At 42.1% G+C, this 21,508-nt stretch carries 11 protein-coding genes; 10 read left to right on the forward strand and 1 reads right to left on the reverse strand.

Annotated features, from left to right (window positions below; all coding sequences use genetic code 11):
- The first annotated feature begins 200 nt into the window (after window positions 1–200).
- The 8 genes from L4D05_RS14480 to L4D05_RS14515 all read left to right on the forward strand — a co-directional run bounded on the left by L4D05_RS14480 (window position 201) and on the right by L4D05_RS14515 (window position 15,201).
- Entirely contained in the window at window positions 201–4,346 is a 4,146-nt protein-coding gene (locus L4D05_RS14480; protein ID WP_428794447.1) for a TOMM system kinase/cyclase fusion protein, read from the forward strand.
- The gene (locus tag L4D05_RS14485; protein WP_428794448.1) at window positions 4,347–5,579 is read left to right on the forward strand and encodes a hypothetical protein; all 1,233 of its coding nucleotides are present in this window, start codon (window positions 4,347–4,349) and stop codon (window positions 5,577–5,579) included.
- Window positions 5,579–5,911, forward strand: a complete 333-nt coding sequence (locus L4D05_RS14490) for a hypothetical protein (protein ID WP_428754349.1) — start codon at window positions 5,579–5,581, stop codon at window positions 5,909–5,911. Before L4D05_RS14485 ends, L4D05_RS14490 begins: the two co-directional genes overlap by 1 nt.
- 173 nt (window positions 5,912–6,084) lie before the next feature.
- On the forward strand, window positions 6,085–6,831 hold the full coding sequence (locus L4D05_RS14495; RefSeq protein WP_428794449.1) for a hypothetical protein: 747 nt from the start codon (window positions 6,085–6,087) through the stop codon (window positions 6,829–6,831).
- A 107-nt stretch (window positions 6,832–6,938) separates the two neighbouring features.
- A complete protein-coding gene (locus L4D05_RS14500; protein ID WP_428754346.1) occupies window positions 6,939–7,922 on the forward strand; it encodes an FHA domain-containing protein in 984 nt (327 codons plus the stop codon).
- 288 nt (window positions 7,923–8,210) lie between these two features.
- Entirely contained in the window at window positions 8,211–10,313 is a 2,103-nt protein-coding gene (locus L4D05_RS14505) for a hypothetical protein (RefSeq protein ID WP_428794450.1), read from the forward strand.
- Window positions 10,314–10,629: 316 nt separating this feature from the next.
- Window positions 10,630–11,874 carry a linear amide C-N hydrolase gene (locus L4D05_RS14510; RefSeq protein WP_428794451.1) on the forward strand — a complete coding sequence of 415 codons (1,245 nt, stop codon included), beginning with the start codon at window positions 10,630–10,632 and terminating at the stop codon, window positions 11,872–11,874.
- A gap of 270 nt (window positions 11,875–12,144) precedes the next feature.
- Complete coding sequence (locus L4D05_RS14515; protein ID WP_428794452.1) at window positions 12,145–15,201, forward strand: polysaccharide lyase family 8 super-sandwich domain-containing protein; 3,057 nt, start codon at window positions 12,145–12,147, stop codon at window positions 15,199–15,201.
- A gap of 76 nt (window positions 15,202–15,277) precedes the next feature.
- On the opposite strand, the gene L4D05_RS14520 is transcribed toward L4D05_RS14515, so the two are convergent.
- Window positions 15,278–17,053: a sigma-54-dependent Fis family transcriptional regulator gene (locus tag L4D05_RS14520; protein ID WP_428794453.1), complete on the reverse strand. Its 1,776-nt coding sequence runs from the start codon at window positions 17,051–17,053 to the stop codon at window positions 15,278–15,280.
- A gap of 342 nt (window positions 17,054–17,395) precedes the next feature.
- Here L4D05_RS14520 and exaC point away from each other — a divergent pair, with 342 nt between their 5' ends.
- Entirely contained in the window at window positions 17,396–18,916 is a 1,521-nt protein-coding gene (exaC, locus tag L4D05_RS14525; protein ID WP_428794454.1) for an acetaldehyde dehydrogenase ExaC, read from the forward strand.
- Window positions 18,917–19,356: 440 nt separating this feature from the next.
- Entirely contained in the window at window positions 19,357–21,501 is a 2,145-nt protein-coding gene (locus L4D05_RS14530) for a TonB-dependent receptor plug domain-containing protein (RefSeq protein WP_428794455.1), read from the forward strand.
- Window positions 21,502–21,508 lie beyond the last annotated feature (7 nt).

Here is a 21,508-nt window from a genome sequence, read left to right on the forward strand (position 1 = left end):
GATTTTTCGTGCTTAATTTCAGCATAATTATGCGCGATGGTCACATCGCACTGTAATAATGCGGTTTATCAATACGCAATTTGTGGCGTATGTCGTAACGTTATGCATAATGTCAATAAAAACTCCCACATTTACAGCAGATAGGCAATACATTGCCTATACTTCGGTTTCTGTCAATTTATCAAATGCTAAGGAACAGTGTGGGTAATTTGCAAAGGACAAAGAGTTCTGTTGAAACGTGTTTTCACTCTACGGAATATCAACTAGTAGAGAAGATTGGCGAGGGAGGCTTTGGCCAAGTTTATAAGGCGCAGCAACATAGTACAGGGAAGTATGTTGCGATAAAATTTTTGATTCTCAGCGATGACTTTAGCGTTAGCAAAAAAGATCGTTATATTTCACGTTTCCACCGAGAGTCAGAGTTAATTTCTCGACTAAATCACCCTAATATCGTCACGCTTATCGACAAAGGTCAGCAAGGTGATTACTTAATTTACGCCGTTTATGAGTATATTGAGGGCGAAACACTACAACAGCATTTGCAAACTCATGGCGCGCTCAATGCGTGTTTGGCTGCGGAAATTATGTCGTGTGTGTTGGATGCATTAGCGCACGCTCACCAGAAAGGTGTGATTCACCGTGATATTAAACCTGCCAACATTATGCTGTATCAAGTTGGGGCAAAAACACATGTAAAGGTCTTAGATTTTGGTATCGGCACTCTAAAAAACGAAGCAAGACAGCTTGATTATAAAAGTATTACGCTCACTCAAGAAACACTAGGTACTCCGACATACAGTGCACCGGAGCAGCTAAGGGGAGAGCCGCCCTTACCGCAAACGGATATCTATGTCTGGGGGTTGGTATTTTTAGAATGCTTGACCGGAGTACCGACATTCACAGGAACGAGCTTAGCTTCAATTTTTCATCAGCAGCTTAGCCAAGCTAATGTCCCTTTGGGAGTTCTCGCCGGTCATAGTTCGGCGAACTTTTTTAGGCGGGTTTTAAATAAAAGACCGCTACAGAGACCTAGTGACACGGCTAAGTTGTATCATGAATTTATGGGGTTTAATTTCAGTAATTTAGTCGGCGTGTTGGAAGAACCATTGCCGTCTAACGCTAACCTCAAGCTCAATTCACAAGTTCATGATGAAACACTTATCACAGATGGACCGATTTCATTTTCTCGTTTAGCGGAACGAAAACAAATTGTTGCTCTGGCTCTTATAATTAGCTCCAATGGCGCTGAATTTTCACATGTGTCAGCTGTTGACCAAGATATTGTGGACATGTTGCACCGAGACCAAATGCAACAGTGCATTGATATTGCCGTTCGATATGGTGCTAGCCATGTTGGTACTTTAGGCGACACATTACTGTTTTATTTTGGCTACCCTCATGTAACGGACAATGACAGTCGTTTATGCAGCCGAGCAGCATTAGAAATCGCCAGTAATGTCACAAATAAAAATGCGCTATTAAAACAACGTCATACGATTGAAACTCGAGTAAGAATGGGTATTGATACCGGCTTGATGATGACGATTTCTGATAGCGCCCCTGAGGGGAAAGTGGCACATAGTGCAATGAATCTGGCACGAAAAGCAAAATATGGTCAAATAGTATGTACTGAACAAGTTCATGCCACGCTAGATAGTTACGCATATTTTGATGGGTACTTGTTTGATAATCAAACAAGAAGAACGAGTGATGAAGATGCGAAAGCGTATTATTTGTTACGAGGGGAGCGTCAGTCTGAAGCGTTTGGCTTTCTACGTGGCAGACGCAAACACAGCGCATTTGTAGGGAGAGAAACTGAACTTGCAGAGTTAAAACAAAGCGTGTCGATTTCCAGCCAGTCCGTGGTTGGACATTCCGTTGGTGCTAAGGGCCTCATTCATCTTTTGGGCGGGCCCGGTATTGGAAAGTCTCGACTCATTATTGAGCTTAGAGAACAAATAAAAGAGAGACGATGCTTTATTGGTCAATGTTTACCTGAGCACAGAAATAATGCGTTATACCCCATATTACTTATGGTTAAGCACAAATTTTCACTGACAGGCTTAACGGAAGAACAAAGTCTTTACCGTCTTGAGCGGGCTATAGCAGAAACCTCATTGGACCATAAACACGCTAAGCAAGCTCTACTCGTATTATCAGCTTGGTTAGGGTTGCCGCTAGAAGGTTTAGAGCCTCTCAGTGGCTTGTCACCGGAACTGCAAAAAGCGCGTTTGTTTGAGGTCCTACGCTTATTGCTCTGTCAAGTTGATAGGCGTATGGCGAAGCAAGGTGGCTCGCATCACCTTTTTATTTTAGAAGACATACATTGGATCGACCCAACTAGCAAAACATTCATTTTGGATCTAGTGCAAAGTGATGCGTTTATAAAAAGCGATCATGCTTGGGTTAACACATCAAGGAACTCTGCACCTCAGTCACTCGCGGCGTTATCCAAGACAACTATCACTCTTAGTAAGCTCAGTCAGGAACAAACACGTACCTTCATTAACGATCTTTTCGATAATCAACCCTTAGCTAATGCATTACTGGCGTTACTTATTGAACGGACTGATGGTATTCCGTTATTTGCTGAAGAGTTGGTATCTAGTTTACGAAAACAAAAATTGGTTCATAGAGTGAATGGCGTTGTCGATTTTATCGACAAAGATAGGCAACATTTAGTGCCAATAACCCTACGAGCATCACTACAACAGCAACTCGAGCATTTGTCATTTGCTAAAGATACGGTTCAGCTTGCTGCTTGTATTGGACGCAGTTTCGACTATCAGCTACTGGTTGCTGCCTCCGACAAAGACGAAGCGCAAGTTCAGACGGATCTGAATGAGTTGCTCAACGCAGAGTTGATATTTTTGCAGCGTAAAGTAGATGGGGATAGCTATATTTTTAAGCACGCTTTGATTCGGGATGCGGCGTATGAAAGTCAGCTAGGGGATAAACGTCTGTCCAAACACAAAGCGATTGCAAGTGCACTTCAGAAAAGTGGTCAAGGTGCAGCAGATTATCATGCAATATCGTTACACTTCTTTCATGCAGAAATGCATGCTCAGGCCATACCATATCTGCTTGATTATGGTGAAACTAAACTATCACAATCTGCTATTTCTGATGTTCTAGAAGTTGTAAAGATGCTAGATGATTGCTTTGAAAGATCGTTGACTGAAAGTAATCATTCACAGCAACAACGAGCGAAAAAACTGAAAGCTGTCTCTGAGCTCAGTGTTTCAGGCTATGGGGCAAGAAGTGTCGTTGATGAAATAGCGCTATTTACAGACATCACAGATGACTCAGTAAGCGCAACGTTTGCTGATCAAAACTATTTATTCTCCAATTTTTTAAAGTTCCAAGACCTTTTGTTTAATGGCTACCCAGATAGGGCGATGGAACTGGTACTCGATATAATTAAAGGCTTAGAAGGAGAAAGCTTACGGCTTGCTATCGTTATGTACGGTCCTCTGATAGGAAATATAATGATGCTGAAAGGAGAGTTTAAAAATTCAGAAAAGATATGGGCGACGGTTTTAGAGCTTTATAGTCAAGAGAAAGATATACATTTGCATACTGAAACTGGCGCAGATCCTAAAGTTACGACATTATACACATGGGCATTACAAGACTCTCTTTCTGGAAATTATACGTTGTCTAGCAAGAAATTAGAGGAGTCAAAAATTCATGCTAAATTAGTAGGAAGTAGTTTATCTTTAGATTTAGCAATACATTTTGAATTTCTAATTTCTGTTTATACAAAAAATCACAAGAGAATAGTGTCTATCTCGTCAGAGTACTATGATTCGTTTACATCTCAGAATGAAAATGAGTGGATAGTCTTTGGGTCAAATATGATATATGAATGGAATCAAGGCAATGTTTCTAGTTTGAGTGAGTATATTGAAGAACAAATTTCCTTGGGAAGGGTTTGTGTGATTAGTACATATGAGTATATGTTAGCTGTTAAATTACTTAGGATGAAAAATCTATCCGACTGTATCAATGTTTGCGAAGAAGCATTATCCAAAATGAAGAGTATGGGTCTAACTTGGAATACAATGTTTATATATTCTATTAAATTATCGGCAATATATCGTATGACTAGATCTGTTTCGGGGGTGTATCAATCTGAACTTTGTAAAGCAATATTGCAGAGTAGTCGAGAGAGCGAGTGGCCCGGTATTTTTGAGGTTGTGTATCAACATTGTTTGATCTTGTATTCGTTAGGGAAAAGGTATGAATTGGTGAGGTTTGTTCGGGAAAATGTCAGATTAGATGCATTTTCTTTGGATACTGTAACTTCTAAAAAACTACGAAAGCTATACCTTAGGAGCTTATAAATGATTAGAACAAAGTTCAATATTTTTATATTTTTATATTTGTCTTTTAATAGTTGTATCGTGGCTGCAGATGATGATTCTGAGCAGTATGTTGAATATGAAGTTGTCTATGATATACCATCAAAAGAGTCTTCATTAAAAGGGTTTGGAAATATAAACAGTACGAATTCTGAGATATTATCATATGGGTATCAACAGTTTGAAGCGATAAATGGAATGATTTATTCGAGCAAAACCAACAAGATACAACCACCAATTTGGTTTAATTGGTTAACTGTTGATGCTTATCGTCAAAAGGGTGACAACCAAGTGGTTGAATATAATAAGGTGGTTAAGCGATGTGATGTGGTGGGCAAACGTATCTTGGTCGATACAACGGTTCCATCGTATAACATTGAATATTTAAAGGATTCCTCAGGGAATAAAATTCATTATGAAACCGTAATTAGCCCAAGGGTTGTAGATTATCTAAACTCAAACCCAACACATCCACTATCGTTCCCAAAAGGTGATCAGAATAATTTTGGTTCAATGGTTATCAAGTTGGCTTGGAAGGAATTAACGAGCTCCGATATAAGTAGCGATTATTATAACGTTGAAGCCGTTACTCTGAAATCAGATGGTAATGGTTGCCGTACATTAAAAGTCGGATTGATTTCTATGCATATGATTTACAAAACAGTGAAACAACCTAATTGGGTTTGGAGCACGTTTGTACATCGATTAAATGCACCAACAGAAAGTAACATTAACAAAGAAAAATATTGGACTTTGTATGATAAATCATCAAGTGCAAAGATTAATGAGTTTGACAGGAAGGGAGGGAATTCTAGGATAATTGATACCTATGTTCCATGGTTTGATAGCTTGTATGGAGATTATTTAACTAACTCTCCGGAATCGGTGTATGAAAACTATCAGTATGTTTTGCGTAACATGGAAGGCACTTCATCATTGAAATCCCAAATGAGTCATTGGATGAATTATATTCAAGTTGGTACCCAGTGGGCACTAGATGTTGAGGGTGAAAAGTTAACAACTAAGCAACAAAAGTTTTGTCGATATTTGAATGCTGGTGATAGTAACCTTTGCATAATGCCATCTTACTTATCTAATACGGCAATCGAGCCATATGAACAACATGAAAGTTGTATGTCATGTCATAATGGTGGTAAGAAAAATAAAACGGAAGATTTCTTGTTTTTTCCAAAACAACTACATAAGGAAAGGTAATGACGATTAAAAATATTACGATAGATAATTATAATACCAGCACGGTAGTCGAGTTATCAGTTAAAGAGCGTATATCTATAGTGAACTGTATGGACTCGTTTGCAAATGATAACGGTAAAAAATCTGAAATGGTTCGTCTAGTCAACAATATATTGGAGGCTCAGGGCGAACAGGCAAAAAAAGAGGCTTCAAAAGCAATGGAGAGTTTTCTTATCAGCGAAGCTGATTTGAATGAGAGGTGTGCGAGAATCCTGACTGAGTCGATGGCAGAAGGGGACAGAGATAAAACTAAATTTTTGCTTGGTGACATCGCATACAGTGCTACTTGGTAGAAATATTGGTGAGGTTAACAAGTATCCCTAGCTCAAATTCGACAAACAGCTTTAGGTCTGTGTGTGCGGTGTCTCATTCCAAATCGATAGCGTTGAATGAGAGAGAGATCATGTTTGCGCATAAACTGTGTCGAGTACATAGATTATGCGCATGCGTATATTTTGAGAAGAGTTTGACTTTACCGACTCCAACCGATGTTGCTTTTTCTATCTATAGAGACAGACAACTATATTGGTTCGAATATGATTACGAGCGAATTGATTATTTAACATCCTCGCCTTCTGAATTTATTTCATTGTCGAGTGATGACAGTAAAAAATACTCGGTGTCAATTAAGCAGAATGAGATGGTAAGACGTTTCTACCATCGTGTGTTAGCAAAAGTTGGTAGAAAGAGATCTCTGCCGTTTTTACTCTGTAGGTTACGAGTTTTACAGCGTCGAGTTCCGATTGAACATTTTGGCTATATGACGCCCAGAAAACCTTCAACCTTGAGGGTTTGTAGTCGTGCACTATCAATAGAAAGTGCCAATAAACTGTTCCCAGCATTGCTAGGGTCTAATCCGTTATCGTCGATCTTTAGTGCTGTACGGAATGACTTTGAGGTGAAGCTTTCAATCGATGTCTCCACGGTGTATCACGTTGTTGGTGTCGAATTTCACCCTATCAACAGGGTGGAAAATCGATGGAGTGATCTATTCCACATTCTGTCGGAGGTAATGAGCCTTCCTGAAGGTTGGATTCAAAGTATCCAGAGTGTTGCTAATACGTCCTACCAATTAGCTCCTGACAATGTGGACTATGTTTCAATGTTAGCACTGTCTCATGTCAAGCTTTCGCTAAAGCATGGGGAGGTGACAAATATCAAATCGTACACCAAAGTCAGTAGCTTTCGGCTTTTCAGCGGTGCGACAAAGTAGGATCAAGGTTGTAATGGGTATGTAATGGTTATCTAGGTTGAATGGCGTATTGTTTGATTAGGTATAGGGGTTGAACAGAGAGGCTCACTTTCTACAGGAGATCGTATATGGCATTTTTAATATCACAGTCGACAAATTATCAGGTTTACCTGAAAGCATTCCATCAGTTTGGGCGTTTGACCTCGGCAGTCGATACCGTCATTGATAGTCCGGAAATTTCACGAATTCATGGCATTATTGAGTGGATAGACGCAGGTTGGTATATTCGAGATATCAGTAAAAATGGAATTTGGCTGAATAATCAACCTATTACTGCCAATTCATTGCAGCCCTTATCACTCAACGATACGATCAGTTTTGCAAATCGTCGAGACATTACCTTCGTGGTCGAAAACCTAGATAAACCTTGTGATGCTTTGGTGCCTATGTCTTCCTCTGAGCCCGATGAAAGTAAAACTTATAAGCCCATTTTATTACAGCAATATCACTTTTTACCGTCTGAAACCTCACCTGAATTGATCATTTACTATGACGTCAGTGAGAAGCAGTGGTATTGCGAAAACTTATCGGAATCCTCGGTTCATAAAATTGAAGATGGAGAGATGTTGGAGTTTTCTCACTCAATGTGGCAGTTGATGAAAGGTGTTGATCAAACTGTTAATGAAACCGTCGCGATTAACGAAAATGTCGACGCTGACTTATGTTATGTCTTCAACATTAGCCAAGATGAAGAGTTGACGGAACTCACATTAAAGAATCGCAATGGTGATATTGATTGCGATACACGCACTCATCACTATTTAACAGCGTTGCTGGCGAGATACAAAGGGCAAGATCGACTTAATTCATTGCCAGCCGATCTACAAGGCTGGCGTAGCATAGAGCAGTTAACCAAAGATATTGGTTTGTCTGAATCTCATGTCAATATTCAAATTCATAGGGCGAGGAAGCAGATTTCAGACAAGCTGTTATCTGCTGGTATTTGTGAGCCACTGCTTATCGAGCGAAAACGCGGTCGAGTGAGATTGGCAGCAACCAATTTTAAAGTGTTCAAAGGGCAAGCGCTAGAATTAGATTCAACATCTATATAGTGATGACTTCATTGCTCTCTTCCTTATCATTTTGAGCGTTACGATATTCATAAAAGTCAATAGGTTAGCTGTTCGCTGCTTAGGCGAAATGGCTAGCCGTACTTCTCGACAGATCCTGCTGTAATACCCCGTAATAACATCTTGCGTGTTTTCGCTCTACTCTTTGTCCGTGGTGATTATCCTTGTGGTGAACAGAATGTTTGCGCTGGATAACGCGCAGAGGCCATTTGTTTGCTGACGTTACACTGGTTATGCAATCAGGCATGGGTTAAAGAGTTGGAGACTAGGATGAAAACAATACGGATATTAATTGGTTTAGTGGCATCGCTGGCACTTGGACCTGTCGTGGCGAGCGGTATCGAGTCGAACATATGGACACTGGGGAATGTCATCTTTGATGATGGTGGAAAGGCAAAGGGGTCGTTTGTTTTTTCTTCAGAATCAGGTCAATGTGAAGCAGTGAACGTCACAGTGAGTGGCCCTTTGTTCAATGGTGCTGACTTTACTTTTGCAAGCTATAAAGACCGAATTTCATGCGATGAAAACTATCTTGATGCTTGTGAGGGCGAGTGCCCTAATGGTTCAAGGTATTTTAGGCTTACCTTTGAAAATGCACTTGGTAGCAATGTCATTGAGACAAAAGTTGCGACTGGTTCAGTTGAGAGTGGCACCTATTATGGTAAGGGAGCGTTTGCTAATGCTAAAGGTGGCAAAGAAGGTCTCGTTCAGATCATACCCACCAATATTGATTATGGTATGTACTTTGACGCTGATATTCGCGATGCGGAGTTTTGCCAGCTTTCTGTCGATAGTGGGAGATTGAGTTTTGGAGACGGGGTGACTAATCCGGCGATGACCTGTCCAGATTTATTCTCGTGGTACTTATTTACTAAAGTGATTGATGATGAGTTTTGGGTGAAATGGGCAGATGAGACCCAAAATTGGCCCGAAAATCCGTTACCGTTATGTAGTTCAGAAAATTCAACGGATTGCTGCAACCCTAATCAGGTGGTTAATCAAGACAGTGCTCACTTTAAAAACTGCCCTTATTTTCCAGGGGAGGAGCAACAGGCACTTATTGAAAAAGCGAAGCATGCCACCAATGCAAAAAGTGCTAATAGCAGTAGTGTACAGTCATTCGTGGAAAACTTTGAGAGTTTGATCAAAGTGGGTAATCCGGTAATCAAGGAGAAACGGGACCAAATAGTGACCTATTTAGCCAATGAATGTACTTCTGCAGAGATCGATACCATTTTGCCGAACGACCCTGAAAGTATTGGCCGTGTACTTCGCCAAACTAATGCTGAAGTGACCATCAGAAATCAGGAGTTTCACGAGTACCTATATCGCAACAATTTATATAATAGTGATGGTGTGTTAGCGGTGTATAGTCGAAACGATGCTAATCAAGTTAACAATGCACCTTATCATCTTGGTAATCAGTCAGCGGCGAATTCTGCTTCAAGCAAGCTAGCAACGGTTGACCTTCCTCCTCAATCAATAATGATTAAAAGTAACTGGCTAAGTGAAAAATTGATCAGCGCGATGCGCGCAAAATATCCAGAGCAAATGGTTGACTTTGCAGCTTCAGATCAATACATCAGGCAGATACACAAGACACCGGTCACGTTGAAAAGTGGTAAAAATTGCCATATTACGGATAATCACCTGTTAATGGCTTTTCATGTCTCTTCGAAAGATATTCCCCGCTGGGTCTGGACGACGTTTGAGCATAAAAATAACCCCGGGCGCTGCGACTTTACGGGTTGTAATGATAGCTTTGGGTATAGGGCAATAAGGCCTGTTACTGGAGAATCCACTAACTATATTTCTCCATGGCAGAAAAGCGACAATTTAGCTCAAAGTTCCGTGGTATTCGCTCGCGATCTCCAGTACCCAGAAGGGAAGCCAACAGAGCAACTCACGGTGTTATTGTCGCATTTTGGTATAGCAACACAAAGCAAACCGCAAGCTGTCAGTGTGCTTCCGAGTAAATCGGACTTTGCTTGGAAAAACTATCGCTTGAAGGGCTCTCAGGTGAACTTCACGGATAACCAAGGTCGACCAACTCATTTAGGGAACTCGATCACAGAGGCTGGATTTATGTCTAACTCAAGTTGTATTGGTTGTCATGCAAGGGCGGGTGTTGCACTCATTGAAGCAACGAAAGCGGGGGAGCGAGATAAAGCAAATTTCTTCCACCTAGGTGTATTTGAGCCGACATTCAGTGAATTTGGCTATCAACAGTCGCATGATGGGATCCCCAATCAAAAATGGTATTACCAAGACAACGGTAACCAATCTTTAGAAGTGCTACAAACAGACTTTGTTTGGGGCTTTCTTAATGCTCAACCACTCTGCTTTGGTGATTGTAACCAACAGCTAAACTAGGTTGGGCTAATTGATTATTCAATGACAAGGAAGCGTGCTCCTTGTCATTTTTTATCATTATTTTGTAGGTTAATTAATTTCGATTTCGATGACTCCATCATAAGCTCCTACCTTGCTGTAATAGAGTGTAATAGCATAATTGGACCATGGTTATTAAAATATATATTCGCTAAGTGAATGAATTCCACACGAATGAAATTCAGAAAATAGCAACCTGGCGATTAACATATCATAAGAATAAGCACGTTATTTTGATAACGATGATGAGCATGGTTGGTATATCAACATGTAAATATATTACAAGGGAAGGTTAGTTATGTGTACAAACTTTTATATCAAAACAACAAACAACGATATGGTAATTGGTCGAACACTAGAGTTTGCTTTAGATGTAGAGTCAGATATATTTTTTCGAAAGCCCGGTTATCAGTATAGTCAAAATATACGTCAGGTTCTGAGTCAGATTCAAACCGATCTTGGGCTTTCAGATGAGCAATTGAATGATTTTGCTATCAATACTGAAACACCGGACGTAGAACAGCTTTATAGCTGGAAAGGAAAATATGGTTTTGTGGCCATGGGCAGTTTAAGACAAAGTTTTGCAACGAATGGCTTAAATACACAAGGGTTAACAACGGGCACGATGACGTTGGCACAAAGTGAATATCAGCCTTTTGTAGCGGAAAAAAACTCGAAAACACTACTCTATCCATGCTTAACAAACTGGATTTTGTCAAACTGCGCTTCGTGTCAGGATATTATTGATTCTCTTGATGTAAGGCGTGAAGACATTCGTTTATCTGAAGAAAGTACTCTGTCGACAGTGATGGCCGATAATGGAGAGGAAAAATTAAGAGTCTCCAACCCATTTACTGACGCATTACCGCCTGGGTTTAAATTTCATATGCCGATTCAAGACCGACTCGGCCACAGCATTGTGCTGGAATATACACATGGACGTTTAACGATTACAGATTTAATGCCGATTGGTGTTTTGACCAACGATCCTGTGATCGGATGGCAGCAAGAAAATGTCATTAATAACTATATGAATATTACGCCCGTTAATATACAAAACTTAAATCCAAATGCGTTTGGGCTGAACAACAACTTTGAATGTCATACAGTAGCACAAGGTACTGGCTTTACGGGGTTACCGGGCAGCTCAACGCCTGTTGACCGCTTTGTTCGTGCATCCATGATGACAAATTTTGCTTTTCAAGCTGATGACACAGTAGAAGCAACCAACTTGGCGTTTCACATTCTAAATACCGTAGATATACCTGATGGTACAAGTCGTGAACATATCAATAGTGAAACGGGCAATGGTTCGGATCGCACTTTATGGGCGACGGTGTCGGATCTTACTCATCAAGTCTATTCTATTCGTATGTACGGGTCTCCTCAGGTGTTTAAAATTGACTTGAAGAAACTGGACTTAGATGCACTTAATGATGTTCGATATCGACTACCTGTGCGTGAACATCAATCTATTGATGTAACAAACAATATTATGAGTCAGGTTACAATATCAAAAGAGCCTCAACCGGAAAGCGTATAATAACAATGTTTAGGCTACCTTGATGTGCGAGTATTGTTCTAGACTTAGTAGTATAGTATTCACCAAATCGTTATATTCTGTGTGATTAATATAAGTTGTTAATTGCTAGTTTGAATTTTGTTCAAGTGAGTTTGAACGGTGTTCTCATAAATTAGTCGTTGACAGTAAAATTACTTTAAGAGAGTTTTAAAGTAACGAATGAAACATAAAATCCCTGCGTTAAGCCGACGACTGTCTGCTTTGTAATATTCACAGTACTGTAGGGATATAATGAAAAGTAAAGTAATAAGTGCGATTGCCCTGTTGTTAATTACAACGGGGCATTGTCGTGCGTGGGAAGGCAATCCATTTTTAATTGATATCGATAATGGGGTTTCTTCGCAAGAGAATGAAAATACCTTAGCACCAATGGGTGCACTGACTTCGAATTATTTTGATATAAACCAAGATGCTTCACCGGGAAGTCGGGTGGTTGGTCGGATTAATTTTGAAGGTAATCGTCGACCGAATAATGTATCAAGTGATTTGCATTATCGTATTGCCGAAAGCTCTGGTGAGGGAGCGTCGTTATTTACGATTGAAAATGTTCGCGATAGTAAAGGTCGTTTGTTTGGTCAATTAGTCTATCAATCGGCCACGCCATTAGAGGTAGGTGCGTATCCGTTGCAAGTTGTTTTAATGCAGGCCAACCAAGCGAAAAGACGTTACGACATAACGGTGAATGTCGGCGCCCAAACACAATGGCAAGGCTTTTATCAGCGAGCGTTTGAGTTTATGCAATCGTCCAAGCGACTTCAGGAAGTGTTTTATTTCGAGGATAGCGAAGTTGCAGATTACATAGACGAATTGAACGACAATAATGGCGCCTTTACGGGATTTGAGTTTTACCACGCCAATAGCGAAGGAGAACGGTTAGATATTGGCGCTCGTCAACTTGCCAAAGAGTTAACGTTAGCCGCTCATCAAATTCGAGCATTAGCCGCAGCGTTGGGTGATAGTGATACTTATGGACCTAATGGAATACCAGAAGAGCGAGCAAATCTACAACATGCTTTGTACTTAGCGGTTATTCGTTATGTTGATCACTTCCCTGTACGTGATTTTGCCAATACGTTAACATTGATGCACAACATGGTGACGCATCAATGGCGATTTACCGATCCAATGAGTTCAACCGGATTGATGATGGTTGTTGATATGGAAAAAGACATTGCTTCGGGCGATAGTTTGGCCATAAGAGCAAAAGAGCGTTTCCATGAATTATTGCAGATCGCATTTGACTTACCGTATAAGCAAAGGCGGCCAAAGTTCAATCGATACTACTTGCCTAATGATCTTGCACACAGCCCCGGAGCATGGGCCGATGCCAATCGCCATCACCGAATGCGGACATGGGTGATGATGGCCGCATTATGGCATGACTATAATCGACCTCTTACCTATCAAAGGTGGTGGTATCGTGACTACGCGCCATTTGCGAAGCAAAATACAACCTTGCTTCCGGGATGGGAGCCAAAAGGTAGCTTATCTGACCTAAATACTTGGTTAGAAACGAATGCTCGTTATGCATATAAGTATGGGCAGGCAGGCATGCTTCCTGATGGTACTATTTCGCATCACACAGGCTCTCGCCAAGACATGGCGTTTTTTGCTTATGGCTTTGAATGGATGACCGACACGCCTTTTTCAGCAATGAAAACGCTTGCCGATACACCATGGAAAGTCAGCTCGCAGCCATACAATGATTCTAGCTATTTCCTAACTGACGTGTACCCAGCTCTAATCTATAAGGGCGGATTGGACTTTCAAGTAAGTGGTCGCAGCCATGCTTCTCCACTTACGGAAGTATTTGGCAGTACAAAAATGCAAAAAGGTATTGCCTCAATACTAGAAGCTAAGAGCCATGATACCGAAATAAAAAATGAAACCGATTTAGTGACTCTGGGTGATCAGTTGTTAAACCAAGTACATGAAAAATCGGCAAGTGTGGCATTTTGGAATAGTGACTTTCTGGTACATCGTAGTGGTGAGCAGGGCAGCCCCGCGTATTACATGTCTTTTAAAATGAACTCATCGAGGACACTCGGTGCGGAAAGTTTCGATCCAGACACCGGCTATCATAATGGCAGTGGGATACTGCAAATTAAAGTCAATGGTCAAGAGTATTCAAATGTGATGGACAGCTGGGATTGGCACGCGCTCCCAGGGCTAACAGAGGAGCTTCGAATTGACGAATTACCGATGAAAAGTGACTTAAAGCTGTTTAATCCAAATCACTATTCTGGCGTGGCTTCGGACGGTGACATCGGTGTTGCTGGTTTTAAATACGCAAGTGAATCACCTTATAACTCCGCATCAGCGAATAAATCGGTCTTTTTTATTGGCGATGCTGCCTATGCGACTGGAAGCCAAGTTTCCCGAGTAAAAAACCAAGAATCCGATGAGCCCATTATTACTACCATTGATCAGGTGGAGTGGAAGAGCGATGTGACTTATCAAATAGAGGGTGAAGAGCTTGAGACAATCGAGATGGGCAGTTATGTTGATCAAGTACTGCCTGTGCGAGGCACTGTGTGGTTCCATCAAGGGGACGTCGGTTATGTCGTGATGGCAAGCTTAGCGGAACAAACCAATGTGATGTTGCGAGGAGGGGATGCCGTCAACTCAACGCTTCGTGGTGATGTTCCTGTTATCCACCTTGCGATTAATCATGGCGTTGAGCCGCAAGCTAATGAAGAGCGTTCACATTACCGCTATGTGGCAGTTCCTAATATAACGGCAGATCAAATGCCTAGCATTGTCACAAGGTTAACGCGCTCATCTACTTTGATAGCAGATGAATCAATACACGGTATGTATCAACATGATGGCGCGAATGAGAGTATCGCTATGAGTTTCTTTACTGCGGGTGAAAAGACAATCTCTATACCTCAAGGGAATCCTTTGACTGTTTCGGTCGATAAGCCGGCATTGGTGATCATGAATAGAGCACAAAGCACGTGGAAAGTGACGGTTCAGGATCCTTTACATCATGTTGATAAAGATGCGATGGAAGAACGAGGAAAGCGATTTAAGTTTTGCGTGAGAAAAGGAAAAAATGAAATCGTTGTGAGTGTAAACCGAGCGCTCCAAAGTGGGCAGTATGACTACCCAAGACAAGGCCGCGTGAATACTAATACGCCGAGCCAAATAGCAACGGTAAGCAGCGATGATGCCAATAGTACGATAGTGTTTGAGCTTCCCGACACAACGGACTCTAAAGACTATGCGGGTAAAGAAGAGCTCTATGTTGGGATGCCAGCGACCATAACCGTACGAGAACGGTAAGCGCACCGATACTCAAAATAATCAGCGGATAAATGAAGGCAAAGCACTGACAGAAGGTCGGTGCTTTTTTTGAGCATTAGAGAATGCCGAGTTGCTTTAGTTTTCGGTAGATTGTATTACGGCTGATACCCAAGACCCGCGAGGTTTTACTGATATTGCCTTGGTTCGCGTTGTAGGTTTGCAGTAAGGTGTCGTCGACGGTAGTTTTTAAATCGGCATGAGTGGTAACAACCGATAAATGAAGGCTTGTCGCATCGGATGGCTTTTCTGAAGTCAAACGTGCGGCTAATTGTGTCGGGAGGTGATCAAGTGTAAGAACGGCTTCATCACCAGATAGCAAAGTGGAGACCTTTAGAACATTGTCTAATTCACGAATGTTACCCGGCCAAGAGTAATGACAAAGCAAGGCCATGAGCTGTGGGCAAAGAGTTTGTTTTACGGACACATATTTCTGGTGAATATGAGAAATTAGCGCCAGTTTATCATGCCTATCCCTTAAGCTCGGGATTCTAAAGGTAAGACCCGTAATTCGATAATAGAGATCTTCTCGAAATTGGCCATCGGCGATCAATTGTTCAAGATCTTTATGTGTGGCAGCAATGATTTGGCAATCAACGTTAAAGTGTTGGTTGGAACCAACAGGCACCACCGTTTTATCTTGTAATACCTGCAATAAACGACATTGTGCCTCAAGAGGCATGTCGGCAATTTCGTCTAGGAATAATATGCCTTTGTCAGCTTGCCGAATTTTGCCTTGATAACCTTTGTTGTTTGCTCCAGTGAATGCGCCAGGTGCGTAGCCAAACAGTTCAGACTCAATCAGGTCTTTAGGCAACGCCCCACAATTGACGGAAACAAGCGGTGACGATTTGTGTTTACTTTGCTTGTGAAGCGCTTTAACAAACTCTCCTTTACCAACGCCAGTTTCCCCCAAAATAAGCAGGCTAATGTCGTTATTAATAATTCGATTGGCTTGTTGCCACGCATCTTCAATAGATTGCTCGCCAAAATGTAAATCACTGGAGGCCGTGTACGATTGAGAGCGGGGAAGACTTGGTGTTAGGTGTTGTTTTTGAAATACTAAAGGTGATGGGGAAAGCGAACCATCCAATAACGCATCTATTGATTTTCCTAATATAGGGGTCTGGTCTAATAGTTGGGTAGCGATTTGGTTATGGGCTAATATTTCACCAGATTCATTTGCAATAACAATCCCTTGCCAACCACTGCGTAATAGGGATTTGTCGCAAGCAAGGTCGATTCTGATCGAGCCATCTGGAATGGTGTCAAGAAGGTGGTTTTCAACTTGTTGCACCATACTTTGTACTAATACTTGAATGGTGGTGTCGTGCTGTTGCTGCTCACTGGTAATATCTAAAATGCCGATCAGTTGTCCAAGGTGGTCGAATAAAGGACTAGCAGAACAACTGATGAAGCGATGTTGGTGAATAAAGTGCTGCTCTCCGATAATTGTCACGGGTTTTGCTTCAATTAATGCGGTGCCAATGGCGTTGGTGCCTTTGATTTGTTCTTGCCAGCAGGCCCCTGAGCTTAACGCAATAGACGTGAGCTTTTCCTTAAACCGTTCCTGTCCCCAGCTTGCCAATATCACCCCTTCTTGGTCTGTTAAAATAAGACGGCTGTCCGTTCGAGCAAACATCTGGCTAAACAAAGGTAAAGCATAACGCTCCACGACGTTAATCAGTGCAGAGGACTGGTGACGTCGCTGTTTCAGTACGGAAGGTGCTAAGTGAATATCATCAGGGCGCTTTCTTTGTTTGAGTCCGGCTTCACTACTACGGTGCCATGAGCTTGAGAGCCAATCTGAAGTGTGAACATGTTGTAGCCGCATGAATGTTCCATCCTGTGACAGTTAGGGTGTTTCAATTTGCAACAGTTGAACAAGGGGGCATTCCCGCGATATCGCACCTGTCGATTATTGTGTTTTATGTTAATGGATTGTAATCATAGCGTTGCGCCATGTTGACGGCAAGTTTTCATAGTTGGCGCGTGAATTGCGTTGTTGGTTTTGTGAAGCTGATTTTTTGATGGCTGTTTTAAACCATATTTTAAGTGCTGACTCATTCGCTGCATCAGCATCGTTTAAGTCGCACGTCGAATATCGCCATACTTTTAGACGCTTCCTAAACAATGAACCGACACAACGTAATGTAATATACAGAAGGATCTCACGATGATTTATGCACAACCGGGCAGCCCAAACTCAGTCATTAACTTTAAAAATCAGTATGATAATTATATCGGCGGTGAATGGGTCAAGCCTGTTGGTGGAGAGTATTTTGACAATATCTCACCAGTGAATGGTGAAGTTTACTGTCAAGTAGCGCGCTCTAGTGATGCTGATGTTTCATTAGCGCTGGATGCCGCACATGCCGCCCGTGCAAGTTGGGCGAGCACGAGTGTGGCGGAACGAGCCAATATTTTGTTGAAAATCGCGGATTGTATTGAAGCAAATTTAGAAGAGATAGCCGTGGCAGAGAGTTGGGAAAATGGTAAACCCGTACGCGAAACGTTAGCGGCAGACATTCCTTTAGTTGTTGACCATTTTCGCTATTTTGCCGGGTGCATTCGTGCGCAAGAAGGCAGCGCGGCAGAGCTAGATGTGAACACGGCAAGTTATCACTTTCCTGAACCGGTTGGTGTTGTAGGTCAAATCATTCCTTGGAATTTCCCAATTCTTATGGCGGCTTGGAAATTGGCTCCTGCACTGGCTGCGGGCTGTTGTGTGGTATTAAAGCCAGCAGAACAAACCCCAACGTCCATATTGGTGCTAATGGAAAAGGTCGGCGCATTGTTACCCGCAGGCGTAGTCAACATCGTTAATGGATTTGGCAGTGAAGCTGGACAAGCTCTGGCGACCAGCGATCGTATTGCTAAGCTTGCGTTTACAGGTTCAACGGAAATCGGTCACCATATTCTTAAATGCGCCGCTGAGAGTCTGATCCCTTCAACGGTGGAGCTGGGAGGGAAGTCACCTAATATTTATTTCCCAGATATATTTGATTATGAAGATGAGTATCTCGACAAGTGTGTGGAAGGAATGTTACTGGCATTCTTTAATCAGGGGGAGGTGTGTACGTGCCCGTCTCGAGTGTTGGTCCACGAATCGGTATACGACAAGTTTATTGCTAAAGTGATAGAGCGCGCCCAGACCATTAAGCAGGGTAACCCTTTGGACACGGACACCCAAGTTGGGGCTCAGGCTTCTAAAGAACAATTTGATAAGATCTTGAGCTATTTGGATATTGGTCGACAAGAAGGCGCGAAAGTACTGACTGGAGGGGAAATAGCTCAACAATCCGAATCGTTAGGAAGTGGCTACTATATTCAACCAACGGTGTTGCAAGGGCACAATAAAATGCGAGTATTTCAAGAGGAGATTTTTGGTCCTGTCATTGCAGTGACAACGTTCAAAGATGAAGCAGAGGCGTTGGCCATTGCCAATGATACCGATTACGGCTTAGGCGCGGGAGTGTGGACACGAGACGCAAACTTAGCGTATCGAATGGGGCGTAAGATTGAAGCGGGTAGAATATGGGTGAACTGCTACCACGCCTATCCGGCACACGCTGCGTTTGGCGGATACAAAAAATCAGGCATCGGACGAGAAACACACAAAATGATGCTAGACCATTATCAAAATACCAAAAACTTACTTATTAGTTATGACACCAAACCGCTTGGCTTCTTCTAGTCCCCTAACATAAACAGAAGCATTTTAATTTGTTAACGCAAAACGTCGATCTTACTAAGGTCGGCGTTTTTGATTGGTTAAACGACGCATTGTCAGTTTTTTATATAAGGGCAGTTCGCATTTTCTTACATGTTTGGGCGAATTTTGTAAGGCGCTATCTCCTTGTTTATTGATTCACAGTCATGACTTACCGTGAAACAAACAGTTTTAAGCACTTCATGATGTTTGCTTAGCCCTTGAGCTTAAATAGTTTGAATTACCTGAGTCGGGACAATAATGGTTTGTTATCGATAGGATTAAAATTTTTAGAAATGATTTAGTGGAATGTTATATGTCATTAGGCGCGGTAAATGGTAGATTTTACAGTCTATTATGCTGCCTTGTGCGTATTTTCTAGTTGTATCTGACATTCTGTTAGTACACGGCCATTGAGTAATACTATGACCGCGAAATGTTCTTCCTTCGTTCATTTATCTTGTCTTGCGTTCGCCTCGAACATTTTAGCTTCCGACGATCTGTTGTCATTAATCGATATGCCTTTGGCATCATTAGCTGAGACAAAAGTGGTGTCTACTACTCGCAATGCTCAAAGCTTGGCCGACACACCCGCGTCGGTTTACGTCATTACAGCAAAAGAGATTAACCGTTCTGGCGCGCGTTCCGTGGCCGATGTGTTAGCACTCGCGCCCGGTTTACACGTCGCGAAGTTTTCCAATTATGATTGGGGGATCAGCGCGCGAGGATCAAATGAAACACTCAATAACTCCCTATTGGTCATGGTGGATGGTCGTAGCGTATTTAATGCTATGTTTTCAGGCGTAGACTGGGATTTGATTCCGGTGAGTTTAGACAGTATTGCTCAGATCGAAGTCGTATTAGGGCCTGTTGGTACTATTTGGGGAGGAAACGCGGTTAATGGTGTCGTCAATATCATAACCATGGATGCAGAAAGTGCGCCGCAAGGAAAGGTTTCTGTCAGCGTTGGAAATTACCAATACAAGGAAGTGAAACTTCATGAAGCCACTCAACTTAATGCGAAGACCCATATCAGTGGTTATGTTGAATATGTTGAGCATAAACCATGGACCAGTGAGGAAGGTCGTGTCCAGCCTAATCAGCATTTTGGCGTATTAACGGGTCGGTTTGGTGGGAGGTTAGATTACCAACATCTAGAAAATACATGGAATGTCCAGTTCGGTGGTATTCGCTCGGAAGAAGACTATCTGTGGGCAAAATATAACCCGCACTTTTTATTTCCGGGTCAACCTGGTACTGAGTATTTTGAGCAAGTGATGGTCGCGCAGGAGTATTTTGTCGGTACGAACCATGTGTATGAACGCGCCAATGCCGATACGTGGGAAAACGATGCATGGCTGACTTATAGCTCGAACGATAGTACTGATAGAAATACACAATTTGTGAGACTCGATCTTGATAGTCGTTACACGTTAAATGACTTGGCAGGGAGTCAGTTAATGCTCGGTGCGAATGTCCGGCTAATTGATGAAACATTCGCGTCATACACCATACAAGACCAGTTCACTATGCCGTATTTACGCACGACGCAATCACCGGAGTTTTTTAATCAAAGCTACGGGTTGTTCGCTAACTGGACGGTCCCAATTACTGAACGAACTACTATGATGCTTGGTTCTCGATGGCAATATGACAATATTACCAACAAGGTCGCACCACAACCCCAAGCTCGTTTCAGTTACGCTTTGTCCAAATCGCAACGCTTATGGGCGGGTTGGGGACGGGCTATTGTGACACCGTCACGGTTAGAGTTAAGCACGGATTTTCAACAAAACGGCTATATTGAAGGCGCCCAATTTAGCGATGGTAACTACTATGATTACTTTTATAGTTACGTCTACAAAGGCAATGAAGATTTAGCGGTAGAAAGTGTAGAAACGTATGAACTTGGCTATCGATTTTGGAATGAAGACCGCCTGCAATTAAGTGTCAGCGGCTTTTATAGCCAGAGGGACAACATCCGAGCCTACAAAGGTGTGTCGTCTAATCAATGGGTTATTTCGGGCGGCTCTTCTCCGGGTACAAGTGGCACGGTGATCGAAGAATACGTATCGCAATATATCGATCCACTTTCAACGCAATCTTATGGTGGTGAGATCGCAATGAAATGGCAAGCTCTTGAGAATCTACAGCTTAATACCAACTACAGCTACAAGCGTATTATTGGTGACTGCTCTGGTGCGATTTGCAGTAAAAATAATGAAGTGAAATATAACCTTGAAAATCAGCCTAATCATTTCGTTAATGCGCAATTAATGTGGGATATCTCCCCTAATCTATGGATGAGCAGCATGATGCAATATGTTGCGCCGTCGGTTTTTCATCCAGATTCAACCAGTGATAACACAGCACGTTGGCCACGCGTGCTCAATGTGGAAATGGCGGTTAGTTGGTTACCTAAAGTTGGCTACCCTCGGTTTACGGCATCGGTAGAGAATTTGGGTGCCGACCAAACGACAGAGTACCCTGAAACATACGGGCCATTTCAAAATGGCACTCAATACTGGATAACAGCAGAGTGGGATTATGCCGCTTCGCTGAAACACTAACGGAATG

This window comes from Vibrio nomapromontoriensis (genome assembly GCF_050337205.1).
Classification (GTDB): Bacteria; Pseudomonadota; Gammaproteobacteria; order Enterobacterales; family Vibrionaceae; genus Vibrio; species Vibrio nomapromontoriensis.